General features: G+C 49.3%; 11 protein-coding genes. 2 read left to right on the top strand and 9 right to left on the bottom strand.

Features of this window, described 5'->3' with window-relative positions:
* Positions 1–104: 104 nt before the first annotated feature.
* The 4 genes from JK199_RS01825 to JK199_RS01810 all read right to left on the bottom strand — a co-directional run bounded on the left by JK199_RS01825 (position 105) and on the right by JK199_RS01810 (position 5,450).
* Positions 105–917, bottom strand: coding sequence for a hypothetical protein (locus tag JK199_RS01825; RefSeq protein ID WP_212373402.1), 813 nt, complete (start codon positions 915–917; stop codon positions 105–107).
* 3 nt (positions 918–920) lie between these two features.
* Complete coding sequence (locus tag JK199_RS01820) at positions 921–3,761, bottom strand: TonB-dependent receptor (RefSeq protein WP_408742316.1); 2,841 nt, start codon at positions 3,759–3,761, stop codon at positions 921–923.
* Between the two features lie 254 nt (positions 3,762–4,015).
* Positions 4,016–4,966 (bottom strand): FecR family protein, encoded by a 951-nt coding sequence (locus JK199_RS01815; RefSeq protein WP_342356272.1) that lies wholly within the window; start codon positions 4,964–4,966, stop codon positions 4,016–4,018.
* The gene (locus tag JK199_RS01810) at positions 4,959–5,450 is read right to left on the bottom strand and encodes an RNA polymerase sigma factor (protein WP_212373397.1); all 492 of its coding nucleotides are present in this window, start codon (positions 5,448–5,450) and stop codon (positions 4,959–4,961) included. Before JK199_RS01810 ends, JK199_RS01815 begins: the two co-directional genes overlap by 8 nt.
* 388 nt (positions 5,451–5,838) lie before the next feature.
* Here JK199_RS01810 and JK199_RS01805 point away from each other — a divergent pair.
* Positions 5,839–6,602, top strand: a protein-coding gene (locus tag JK199_RS01805; protein ID WP_212373395.1) for an IS5 family transposase whose coding sequence is annotated in 2 segments (ribosomal slippage) — positions 5,839–6,172 and positions 6,172–6,602 — 765 coding nt in all. Because the reading frame shifts where the segments join, the coding sequence is not laid out codon by codon here.
* Positions 6,603–6,739: 137 nt separating this feature from the next.
* On the opposite strand, the gene nac is transcribed toward JK199_RS01805, so the two are convergent.
* Entirely contained in the window at positions 6,740–7,681 is a 942-nt protein-coding gene (gene nac / locus JK199_RS01800; protein ID WP_212363331.1) for a nitrogen assimilation transcriptional regulator NAC, read from the bottom strand.
* 370 nt (positions 7,682–8,051) lie between these two features.
* Here nac and JK199_RS01795 point away from each other — a divergent pair, with 370 nt between their 5' ends.
* Positions 8,052–9,254 (top strand): pyridoxal phosphate-dependent aminotransferase, encoded by a 1,203-nt coding sequence (locus JK199_RS01795; protein WP_212373594.1) that lies wholly within the window; start codon positions 8,052–8,054, stop codon positions 9,252–9,254.
* 110 nt (positions 9,255–9,364) lie between these two features.
* Here JK199_RS01795 and JK199_RS01790 read toward each other — a convergent pair whose 3' ends face one another.
* The 4 genes from JK199_RS01790 to JK199_RS01775 are packed head-to-tail and all read right to left on the bottom strand — an operon-like array spanning position 9,365 to position 12,406.
* Positions 9,365–9,835: an acetyl-CoA carboxylase biotin carboxyl carrier protein gene (locus tag JK199_RS01790; protein WP_212363329.1), complete on the bottom strand. Its 471-nt coding sequence runs from the start codon at positions 9,833–9,835 to the stop codon at positions 9,365–9,367.
* The gene (gene accC / locus JK199_RS01785; protein ID WP_212373393.1) at positions 9,835–11,202 is read right to left on the bottom strand and encodes an acetyl-CoA carboxylase biotin carboxylase subunit; all 1,368 of its coding nucleotides are present in this window, start codon (positions 11,200–11,202) and stop codon (positions 9,835–9,837) included. Before accC ends, JK199_RS01790 begins: the two co-directional genes overlap by 1 nt.
* On the bottom strand, positions 11,199–11,648 hold the full coding sequence (gene accB, locus JK199_RS01780) for an acetyl-CoA carboxylase biotin carboxyl carrier protein (RefSeq protein ID WP_212373391.1): 450 nt from the start codon (positions 11,646–11,648) through the stop codon (positions 11,199–11,201). Before accB ends, accC begins: the two co-directional genes overlap by 4 nt.
* A 5-nt stretch (positions 11,649–11,653) precedes the next feature.
* The gene (locus JK199_RS01775) at positions 11,654–12,406 is read right to left on the bottom strand and encodes an SDR family oxidoreductase (RefSeq protein WP_212373388.1); all 753 of its coding nucleotides are present in this window, start codon (positions 12,404–12,406) and stop codon (positions 11,654–11,656) included.
* Positions 12,407–12,626 lie beyond the last annotated feature (220 nt).

The raw sequence follows: 12,626 nt of genomic DNA, 5'->3' as shown, positions 1-12,626 counted from the left end.
TAAGACGATACGGAACACCGTCATCATGATCTATCGAAGGGGTTCAAGTGCATTTGGGATAAGACAAAACGAAAAGGTCGGTTTTCCGGAAAAGAATAGCACGGTTATGGCAGACGACTTTCTACAACGTCTCTTGTTTTGCGCTGAATGCTCCAGATCACTCCGGGATGCTGATAATCCCAGTCAAAAGCCTGACCATTTGTTGCCATAGGAATAGTCCGGATATACTGAAGCCGCCCCCCGGCTTCAGGAAGAGTCAGCACATACATTTCTGGGCGGCTATGTCCTGTCACATACAGAAAACCATCCTGATTCCAGCGGCCTCCTGAGACACTGAAAGGCTGTATGCGGTCCAGAACGGCTTCGGGGAACAGCCATGCGCCGCGCTCATCAAACTGCTCTGACATTCTGACCAGAACCGTCGCTGTGTGAGTCCTTCCGCCGTCCTGACCTTCTCCATCATAGTTGGCAAAACAGGCCCACCAGGAGTTGTCGTGCCAGTCTATCCAGGTCAGAGAGCCACGCCCCGGACCAAAACTGTGCGATTTTATATGCGTCATTGTTCTCGGATCAAAAAACTCGACTGAACTAATCATGGGCACATGTGGAAAATTTGACATAGCACAAACCAGTTGCCCGGCATGGCTCTGACAACTGTTGATATGCACATAAAGAGCCGGATCACCCTGCCAGACGGCGACGCGCTGCCCGGTTATACGGTCATATTTGCCAATGGTGCTGTTATTGATGGCGTAAATAAAATGGGCATCGGTTGCCACACCCTGATCAGCCTCCTCAGCGTGCAAGGTTTTTATAATCTGCGGTTGCTGGCCAAATGCCGGATGAATCAGCTTCGTACAAAGACATAAAAGAGCTGAGAAAGACACGGCTGTTTTGAAGAGTTTAAGAGTTTCCATGATTTAAAAATCCGGCTGGAAGCGTAGTCCAATCCATACAGACCGCCCTACGGGGTGACTGTTCTGGATGAGGTTAAAATGGCGTCCCATACGTGTCTGATAGCCTGAGGCTGTGAGGTTCTGGACCTGACCTGTTACTGTCGCCCATTTAAGGAAACGATAACCAACCTGAAGGTCAATCTGGTCCCGTTCCTGCATCCAGATATCCTGCCAGCTTGCCGTGCCGGAGGCTGAATACAGAGATTTTCCAACGCGGTTATATGCCAAGCGGGCTTCAAACTTGGGGGTGCTGTAAAACAGGGATGCGTTATACATATGGCCCGGCTGATTCTGGAGGCCATTGATGCGGCGCTGAGACCCGTCATCCATTTCCAGTTCATAAAAGCCCTGCAAAAATGTCGCGTTGAAAGAAATTCCAAGATTTTTGAGCGGTCCGGGAAGGAAGGTCATTTTTTCCTTCAGAAACTGGAATTCAACTCCGCGTAATCCGGCTCCGGATGCATTCAGGGGTTCAGACACTACAGTAGGATACAGAGTGCCATTCATACTCGTTACGCCATAAGATGTGCGGTCATAAATTTCGTTATGAATATCTTTGTAAAAAAGACCGACAGACAGAAGCGTATCTGTGGTTGGATACCATTCATAATCAAGATCATAGTTGTAGGCGTTCCGGGGCTTGAGATTGGGGTTGCCCTGAGAAATATTAACAGTAGCACCGTCAAACGTTGTGGACGTTGCAGCCCCGTACTGCCCGTAGTCCGGTCGGCCGGCACTTTCCGTGAAGGCCGCGCGAACCTTCATGGCCGGCGTCAGATTTAGGATGCCGATAACAGATGGCAAATAATAATCATATCCTGAATTTCGGGTTTGATAGATCCAGTCTGTTGAAGAGTTTTCTGTAACCCCGTTGAAATTTCCTATCCCTACGCGCGTATGATCCCATCGGAACCCTCCCTGCAGAGTAACGTAGCGGTTCTGCCAGCCCGTCTGGAAGTAGGTCGCTGTAATAGATTCCTGCAAATGATAGTAGGCGGGTTTGGTTGTTGAGGTTGTATCAGTTGATTTGAAGAGGCTCTTATTATTTTTCAGTTTTGCAAAAGCTTTGTCCGGATCAATCAGGTAAAATGTCTCGCCCGGAGCGGACTGGATGGAAATGGTTTTATTCATAAGAACGTCCGACATATTGCCAATCAGACTGGCCGCTTCTGTCCCGGTTGGAATCCACTGGTTATATGTTTCGCTATTCCGTACATGCGTAAGCGTCTGGTTCGCTCCAAGCCCAACCCAGAAGCCGTGGCCGAGCCGCCATTTCCAGTCGGCCCTTAAAAAACGAACAGTATTATCGACATTAAAATTATAATCGCGCCAGTAACGGGGTTGATAATTTTCTGTATCGTTTGCTGCTGCCGGGTCATTAAACGCAATGGTCGGGGCGCCGTTGCGCACATTATAGCTATAACCGTAAGGCGATTGATACTGTGCCTTATTGGTGGTTTCGTTCATGCCAGTATTATATTTGTACATAAACCGCCCCTGATGATCACGGGCAATTGAATCTGATGCAAGCAGATCAAGCTGCATGGCGTCTGTAATATCATAATGCAGTTTTCCGTTAAAAAACCACGTATGCCGGACATCCGGCTGCACGGTAGTGCCAAATTGGTACTGTCCTGTGGTAAAATGGCCTGTCTGACCATTGGTGCCCTGCTGCCAGATACCGGAAGGCATGGCCAGAGCCTCATAACGCACTTCCTGATCTTCTTCATGGTAGTAGCCAGTAAAGAATGAAAGGTGGAGGCGGTCTGTCACTTTATATTGTAGCTTGCCTGACAATCCATAACGCCGGTAAGTGTCATCAAAAGCATAGTCCTGCACTCGTACGGGCACGGCTGATCCGGTTGAGGCGTCAATATTGGTGGTCTGATTGCTGGCAGATGTGCCGGAGGTAGGGTAATAAACCCATCCGTCGCCCGTTGTGTCACCCGGAAGGATGGCATGCTGCGCTGTATGAATTTCCTGATAATCCCCGGAAAGAACAAATCCAAACCGCTTGTCTTTCCCGAACACACGCGAGATTGTGCCACTGGCGCGCCAGTTTTTATTTTCTTTTGAGGCGACACTGCCTGCCAGACTGTTCCACCCTCCCAGAACCTGAACGTCGTTTGAATTTCCTAGTTTAAAAGCATTTTTTGTCACCAGATTAAGCTGTCCGCCCAGCCCCTGAGGGTCATTATAGGCATCTAGTGTTTTGAGAACCTGTAATTCCCCGAGCATGGAAGAAGGGACCATATCCAGCTTGGCGCCACGGTAACTATTATCCGCACTCGCCAGTTGTGCGCCATCAATAGTGACCAGATTATAAGCTGCATCAAGGCCGCGAATTGTCACATTCTGCATGCTGTTATCAGCATGGTTATCATCTGTGCTTGGCATGACTGAGACGCCGACAATACGGCGTGCCGCTTCAACAACTGTTGTATCAGGAATGGTGCGGATCTGCTCGGCACTGAGCGTATCCATAATTTGAACAGTGTGTCGCTTGGTTGTTGTATCTGAAACTTTATTACCACTGACGGTAATTTCTTCTGATTTTCGGAAAGCCTTTTTCTTCGCTGCGGGGCTATTCGCAGTTTTGGCAGTTGCTGTAGGAACACCAAGTCCTGATACAGGAGGGCTTATAACAAGCGCTCCGCTTTCGTCCCGCCTCACAGTCAGATGGGTGCCGCGGAGCATATGCCTGACGGCCTCTTCAACAGGGAGGTTTCCCGCAGCAGGCTGTGTTTTCAGGCCAGTAACATCCTGACGCCGAAAAAGTATGTTAACGCCGGATTTTTCAGCCATATTTGTGAGTGCGTCAGAGAGCAAAACACTCGACGCAGAGGTAACGGTTTTTCCGTCGGTTCTGGCTGCATTTGCATTATCATTCAGGGAGGCATTTAAAAGTGCAATAAACGCGGAAACCCAATAAAATCGTCTGGAGATCGAAACGAACGGCGACGGCATCTTACAACATTCCCTGGAATTTAAACTGTCTCCTCCTCTGACGGTTTTTGGGACAGATACCGCATGTCAAAATTCTATTTTTTATAAAACCGTCATGAAAATGAAATATTCAGTATGGGGCCGGTTTCTATTTTTACGGGAAGGAGAAGAGCTAAAGAATGGCAGAACGCGATGTTATTGCCCAGCGTATATTCTCCTGAAATTTGGAGACTACTCAGTCTTTTGTCGCGCAGAACAATTTGTCTGCCGTCATACTGGTTCATTTGTCGAACGACATCGTCCAGGTGGTCATCGTTAAAAACAATACGGTTACGGAGCCAGGCTGTAACGGAATGAGGATGTGGGCGATCCTGTTTTATCCCGCTATCCTTTTGCAACACAACACGGTCTCCTGCTGTGAGTGTATAAAGCTGGTTATTCTTATAGGATGTAAAAGAAAAAATACCTTGCGCGACAAAAATCGAGACCTGCGTTTCAGTTCTTTTCAGATTCATTTGCCCCTGCATTCGTCCAACCTGATAGTCTGATGGCAGGCACTGGAGGTCTGTCCCTGAGGGGCAGGTTAAAAATCCCTGCCCTGATGAAAAAACAGAGCGTGTTTTTCCCTGTTCATGTGTTTTGACAAGCGCGGAAAGGCAATCAAGCAACAGTTCAGCGTTGTGATCCAACGTAACCCGTCTGCGTTCCCCGACGTTTGTTGCAATCGTCTGTGCGCTGGCGAGCGGACTGCTGACACCTGCTGCCAGAACAGACGCCATCCCCATTTGCAGAAAACGCCGGCGCTGGGAGAGTTTTCTCGCATAATGCTGGCGTGTTTCCGGGCCGGAGTGACTTAAACTGCCGACAGTGTCCCATATGTTTGTCACCTGCTCAAACGCAGTTTGATGCGCCTCGCTTGTCTGCAGCCATTCTTGGAATGCACTCTCTTTTTCTGGTGTCAGCGGAGCAGCATGAAGGTGCGTCACCCAGAAAATTGCTTCCTCCCGATATCGTTCAGCGGCTGAAGGCGGGAGGGTGGTTGTTCTATTATAGATGTTAGTCACTGCTTAATATTTTCAACGCTTTAGCAATATGCTTTTCAACCGCACTGACGCTTATGTTCATACATTTTGCAATTTCTTTGTGGGTCAGGCCGTCTATCCTGCTCATTTCAAGGATCGTTCTGTTGTATTTTGAAAGTTGTTTATATTTTGAACACAACACTTCTATCTGTTGTCTGATCTCCAGAATTTCGTCCTGAAGAGGGGTAGGGTCCTGAAGAGACAGCCATACCTCATCGTCCGAACCAAGTTCTCTGTATTGTTTTACACGCTGCGCATCTCGCATCATGTTCAGAACCATACTACGCAGATATGCATCAGGCTGTTTTATAATGCGGTCTGGCCGCTCTAGTAATTTCGTCATGGCCTCATGTAAAAGATCTTCGGCTTCAAGAGATGTATAGTTCGGTTGTCTTGAAACTAGAGCTTTTATTTTTGAACGTATACTGTTCCATGTCTGCTGATTTTGTAGATAATCCCACGACATGGCTAGTCAACACAACCTAGATTTGGAAAACGCTTTTGTGTATCTTATGACTACGTTCAAAAATAATTAAACTTTTATGTCATGGGTATTCAATTCTATCCAAAACACCCCATCAGGCAGGCAGTTATTTTTTATAGTTTAGAGCACTTATCATATTTTGGATCGTGGACGATCTTTTTCCAAAGAGGAGTTCCAGTATCACTCACCGAGATCGTCGCGGACTATAGGTGTGAGGCTGGTAGTAGCAGACTGGAATAGGGTTATAGAAACGACTTATACTTGAGGGTTGATTCTCTATGGAGAGCATGGTGCTAGGCTCAGGACCTATTAATTTATTGAACTGAGCGAACGGTTATGATTCACAGGCTTACCGATGGAGGGTGGACCTGTGAGTGATGTGTTTATGCTGTCTGAGAGCCAGATGAAGCGGATTGAGCCGTTTTTTCCTCTGGCGCACGGCGTGCCACGCGTGGATGATCGGCGTGTTCTGAGCGGGATCGTTTATGTCATCCGTAACGGTCTTCAGTGGAAAGACGCTCCGAAAGCGTATGGTCCGCACAAGATTTTGTATAATCGCTTTATCCGGTGGAGCCGCCTCGGTGTTTTTGACAGTATCTTTGTTGCCCTGACAGAACAGGCTGGCCGCTCGAAGCGTCTGATGATTGATGCAACACACCTCAAGGCACACCGGACATCGGCGTCCCTGCTCAAAAAGGGGCTTTTCCCCGCCATATCGGACGGACAAAAGGCGGCCTGAACTCAAAACTTCATGCCGTGTGCGATGATCAGGGCCGACCTGTCCGCCTTCATCTGACTGCTGGACAGGTCAGTGATTTCAAAGGTGCTGATGTTTTGCTGGCGGACCTGCCGGATGAGACAGAGGAAGTCATCGGTGATCGGGGATACGACAGCAATAAGATCAGACAGTCTCTCGCAGACCGGAACATCACCGCCTGTATTCCACCAAAGAAAAATAGGAAATCAAAGCCACCTTACAATTGGCATCTGTATAAAAAGCGCCATCTAATCGAAAACATGTTCGCAAAGCTTAAAGACTGGCGACGGGTGGCAACACGATACGACCGCTGCGCTCATACCTTCATGTCCGCAATCCACATCGCAGCAAGCTTCATCTTCTATCTCAAAGAATGAGTCCTGAGCCTAATTATCACAGGAGGAATGGCATTATAAATACATAGCCAAAAATAAGCGGTTTTTCGAACATGCTATTTGTGTAACAAAATAGGTTCTGAGCCGAAAAAGTATTGGAATTGGTTTTTGAGCTGATGTTATGTTTTCGTGATTTTAGTACCAGGCCAGTTTTGTGACGTAACCATGTTTTTTGCCAGATCAATGAGAATTTCGCGTACGGCTAGACCAGCTTCCGTCTCTGGAATGCTTTCCGGTACACAGAGGGACACATCCTCCTGAATCACGGGGCTACATAGTTCATACACACGGGATTTGCCTGGAACGATAATCTTGCTGGCGACAGACCAGGGTAGGATTGTACAGCCAATGCCTGCGGCAACAGCATCCTGAAGCGTCAGCAGTGCTTCAACTTCAGCAACAATATTCGGCGTAATCTGTTTGCGTGCAAAAGCCATGTTAATTCGCTTGCGGACAAAGTTGTAGCCTGGGGGAAGGAGTAAGGGAGCTTCCGTCAAATCAGAGAGCCTGACCGGAGAAGAGAGGCTCTCTGTAAAAGAAGAGCTTTCCGGGGCAACCAGAAAGAAATCTTCTTTCATGAGAGGAGTGAAATGTACCCCTTTAATAGGTCCAGCCCCATGAATGACCGCCATATCCAATCGGCCTGTCATGACCATTTCACTATAAATATCGTCAAAACTTTCAGTCAGGTGGAGCGTGATGCCCGGCAATTTCTCACGCACTTCCTTGAGGAGTGCCAGAGACAGCGTGGAACCCGAAGAGTAAGGCGAAAGCCCAACCGAAACCTTGCCTACCAATGGTCCTGCACCGTTACTGATCTCAGTCATGGCGCGGTCAAGCTGTTTGATAATGGTTTGTGAGTGGCGATACAATTCCAGACCAGCGGTCGTTGGGGTGACACCCATTTTGCTGCGGATCAGCAGTTTCTGCTTGAACGCGGTTTCTAGCGATGCCAACTGCTGGCTGAGAGCTGGCTGTGCAATATTCAGAATATCGGCAGCACGAGAAATACTTCCAATATCAATAATTTTTACGAACGCTTGCAACCGACGAATATCCATTTTGCCCTCTCCATGCGCCGTACTTTATTGGATTTTAATGTAATTTTTGTAAATGGTCAATAAATTCGAAAAATTTCCTATTAAATATATATTTGTATATACATCAAGTTTAATCGGTTTTATTTCTTAGATATGAATATTAATCTCAAAATATAAACCAATATTTTTTATAATATTGCTTTATTCGATTTTGGATGACTAAATTGCGAAGATATACGTGTTATTTCTTGTCATAGAATTCTTGTATGGGGGTAGATGCTTTTCAATGCTATCTCCTGCACGGTCATTAGGCATAAATTCATTTCATATTGATAATTTTCTGTCTTCTAGGGTGCGCATGCATCAAAGAAGTTCTCGGAGTGAATGTGTGATGCCTGGTTTAGCGGATCGACTTAACGGAATTTCCATATCAGCCTCTGCTGCAATGACGGATAAAGCCTCGGCGTTGAAGGCCGCAGGTATTAAGGTTATCAGTCTTTCCTCGGGTGAGCCGGATTTTCCGACACCTCCGCATGTGGTGGAAGCTGCTGTGGCGGCAGCACGGGCGGGTGATACAAAATATCCGCCTCAGGCTGGTAAACCGGCGCTCAAAAAGGCAGTCCGTAATAAATTTCTGCGTGAAAATAATCTGGATTATGCGCTGGATGAAATCCTGATTGCCAATGGCGGAAAGCAGATCATTTTTGATGCCATCATGGCGACCTGCAATACGGGCGATGAGGTTGTACTGCTCACCCCATACTGGATCAGCTACGCGGATCAGGCGCGTTTGGCCGGGGCCAGCGTTGTTCAGGTTCCTTGCAAAGCAGAAAACGGCTTCAGGCTTGCGGCGGATGATCTGGAAGCGGCCATTACAGAGCGAACAAAATGGGTCATCCTGAATTTCCCGAACAATCCATCAGGCACATGTTGTCCGCGCGAGGATATGGAAGCAATTGCGGCTGTCCTGCTTAAATATCCCAACGTCTGGGTCATGACAGACGATATTTATGAACATCTGGTCTATGACGGGTTTGAGTTTTGTACGATTGCTCAGGTGGAGCCCCGTCTGAAAGAACGTGTTCTTACAGTTAATGGTGTCTCTAAAGCTTACGCCATGACAGGCTGGCGCGTTGGGTATTGTGGTGGTTCCAAAAAGCTGATCGCCGCCATGAACAACATGCAGGGACAGTCAACCAGCGGCATCAACACTCTGGCGCAGGCGGCTGCCGTTGCCGCCTTGGAGGGCCCACAGGATTTCCTGAAAGATCGCGCGCGGGAATATCAAACCCGTCGGGACCTGTTGGTCGGTCTGCTGAACGCCATTCCGGGAATTCAGTGCCATAAGCCTCAAGGCGCGTTTTATGTTTATGCGAATATAAGTGCATGCATGTATAAGGTTTCTGCTACTGGAAAAACCATTGCAACAGATACAGATTTTGTCATGGGCCTTTTGGAGGAGCAGCAGGTGGCAACGGTGCAGGGTATAGCGTACGGTATGAGTCCGTTTTTTCGCGTTTCCTATGCGACCGATGTCGAGACGCTCCGCGAAGGATGTGACCGGATTGCAAAGTTTGTCGCAGGTTTGAAATAAGCAAAAAAGATATCCGGCACATCCAAAGGGACGTGCCGGATAGAGAAAACCCCGCTTTGAAAAGAGGTAGGGTTTCTTTTAACTGATTTTCAGACAGAAGTTTTTTGTTATCAAAGAGGATGAAGGGTCAGAATGGTTTGTCCATAGCTGATCAGATCGCCTTCCTCAGCCATGAAATGTACCACGGTTCCATTTTGTGGCGCTGTAATAGGGACAGTCAGTTCTCCGATTTGCAGCATGGAGACCACCTCTCCCGCACAGACAGAACTGCCTGGCGGTGCAAATTCTTCCTTTGTAAGTAGATTTTTTCGTAACAAATTCCCAAAATATGGGGCTGTAACAGAAATGTCTGTAGAGGTAGAGACAGCAGCCTCAGGCGGCCCGTGTGTGGTTACCGTATGGCTTATCGCGTCGGGAGTAGGGGCATCGCTCTCTCTCACAGTGATGCGAAGGCGTGCACCCAGCACATTGGACAGTTCAAGGCTGCTGAGACCAGCTTCGCTCAGCCATTGGCTGATCTGGATCACTTCTTCTGAATTCGGAAGGTTGTCAAAAGCTGGAATTGATAATGGCGTGTTCATCAGGAGTGTTCCCTTTTTTCCAGCCAGTGTTCCAGATGGTGGATATCAACTCCACCTTTCTCAAAAGCAGGGTCGCACAAAAGCGCCTGATGGAGCGGAATATTGGTTGAGATTGTCTCAACCTGCATTTCAGCAAGAGCAATTTTGAGCCGTTGGATGGCTTCGCTCCGTGTGGCGCCTCGTGCAATGACTTTGGCAATGAGCGAGTCATAATATGGCTGCACAACGCTTCCGGCCACAATATGCGTATCCAGGCGAATACCAGCCCCCCCGGGAACATCCCAACGGCTTACACGGCCTGGAGACGGTGCGAATGAGAAAGGATCTTCTGCATTGATCCTGCATTCAATGGCATGGCCCATGGTATGAATGGCGCTTTGCTCGATGTCCAGATGTTTGCCTTGAGCAATCTCAATCTGTGCACACACAATATCAACGCCGGTTGTTTCTTCCGTAATAGGGTGCTCAACCTGCAAGCGCGTGTTCATTTCAATAAAAGCGAAAATACCGTCCTCATATAGGAATTCAAACGTGCCCGCCCCGCGATAGCCAATATTGCGGCAGGCTTGCGCACAACTGACCCCGATTTCTGCAATCAGTTCGTGCGGAATGCCGGGTGGTGGCGCTTCTTCCAGCACTTTCTGGTGACGACGCTGTAAAGAGCAGTCACGTGCACCCAGCCAGAGAGCCTTGCCATGTGTGTCGCATAGCACCTGTATTTCAATATGTCTGGGCTTTTGCATAAAGCGTTCCAGATACAGTGTGGAATTTCCGAAGGCCTGTTGTGCTTCCTTGCGGGTCAGGGCGACAGCCTTGATCAGTTCATCGGCTGACCACACAACCCGCATCCCGCGCCCCCCCCCACCGCCAGAGGCTTTGACAATAACCGGGAAGCCAACCGCATTGGCCAGATCCAGAATAGCCTGCTCGTTCTCTGGCAAGGGGCCATCTGAACCGGGAACACAGGGTACGCCGGACGCCTGCATGGTCTTCTTGGCGGTAATCTTGTCGCCCATCAGGCGGATGGATTCAGGTGTCGGGCCAATAAAGATTATGCCAGCTTTTTCAATAGCTTCTGCAAAATCGGCATTTTCCGACAAAAAGCCATACCCGGGATGAATTGCCGTTGCCCCCGTGACCTTGGCGGCCAGAATAATAGCATCGGCATCCAGATAGCTGCGGGCTGCAGGTGCCGGTCCAATGCATAGAGCAACATCGGCTTCCAGAACGTGGCGGCTCTGGGCATCGGCTTCAGAATAGACGGCAACTGTTTCCAGCCCAAGCTGGCGGCAGGCGCGTTGAATGCGCAGGGCGATCTCACCCCGGTTGGCAATCAGGACACGGCCAAAAGAGTGGGGCGCGCTCATGACAGACGCATCAGAGGCTGATCGGCCTCGACCTCACTGTCGTCAGTCACCAGAATGGCCTCAACACGGCCAGAAACTTCGGTTTTGATCGGGGTGAAAACTTTCATGGCTTCTATCAGACCTATCTGCTGTCCGACGCTCACAGTGTCTCCCACTGCTACAAAAGGCGGTGCATCCGGGGAGGGAGACAGATGGAGGGTGCCATACATGGGGGCGGTAACCACACGCTCTGCATGAGTGGGGGCCGCAGGAGCTGGAGCGGATGTAGCCGGTCCGGCAGAGGGTTCTGCCGATGCCAAAGGACGGGCGGGAGCAGGGGCAGCGTATGCGGCCCCCTGCTCAGAGCGCGTGATTTTAAGAGTCTGGCCGCCTTCCGAAATCTCAAGCTCATGGAGAGGAGCACGGCCAAACAGGTCTATCAGCGCTTTGAGAGCTTGAGTGTCCATGGCTGTCAGGATTTAGTCGTTTTCTTTGCAAAGTTCAGACCACCGATAACCTGCATGGTGGGCAGAACTTCCATGAAGCTGACATTCATGCGCTGCGGCGCAGAAATGGAAAAGGCAATGGAATTTGCAAGATCTTCCGGAAGAAGAGAGTCGTATTCATCAAAGAAGCGGCGCTGAGCTTCTTCCATGTTGCCAATCAGACGGCCAAAGACTTCCGTCTGCACGCGGGCCGGAGAGACTTCCGTCACGCGGATATTCTTGCCGAACAGGTCACACCGCAGCTGCTGAGAGAGAGAATGCACGCCAGCCTTGGTTGCGTGATACACCGTATTGCCGCCCGCAAACGCATAATGGCCGGCAATGGAGGTGATGTTAACGATATGGCCGCGGTCACGCGCAATCATACCCGGCAGAGCCAGACGGGTCAGTTGCAGGACGGCACGCAGGTTGATGTCCACCAGCCCGTCAATATCTTCTTCCGTCGTGTTGGTGATGTTGCCCGTGCGGGACTGACCGGCATTGTTAATGAGAATATCAATCTCATGCTCTTTGAAGATTGCGCCCATGGCGTCCAGATCGGCCACGCTGGCAGCGTGCACAATGCAGCCGGTTTGTGCGGCCAGCTTGTCCAGGCGTTCCTTGTCACGGGCAACGGCATGCACTTCCAGCCCCAGTTCCCGCAGGCGACGGACGGTCGCGGCACCAATGCCAGAGGAGGCGCCGGTGACAAGTGCTGTGCTGTAAGGCTGTGTCGTCATGATATGAAATATCCTGATATCTATGAACCGGAACTGCCCTGCGGCGCAGGCCAGACTTCAATAAGTCATTTCACTTTAGAGACGGAATATTCCATTGACCAAGATCAGTTCAGTCTTGCGTCATAAGATTATCCAATGTCTCCGCGTGGTATCGTCGTCATAAGATTATTGTATATCATCACAGGCAGATAATGTTGGCGGGGTTTCGCTGTCTGACCGT

The organism is Acetobacter persici, from assembly GCF_018256955.1.
Taxonomy (GTDB): domain Bacteria; phylum Pseudomonadota; class Alphaproteobacteria; order Acetobacterales; family Acetobacteraceae; genus Acetobacter; species Acetobacter persici.
The sequence above is the reverse complement of the archived record's forward strand: the minus strand, read 5'-3'. Positions and strand labels throughout refer to the sequence as shown.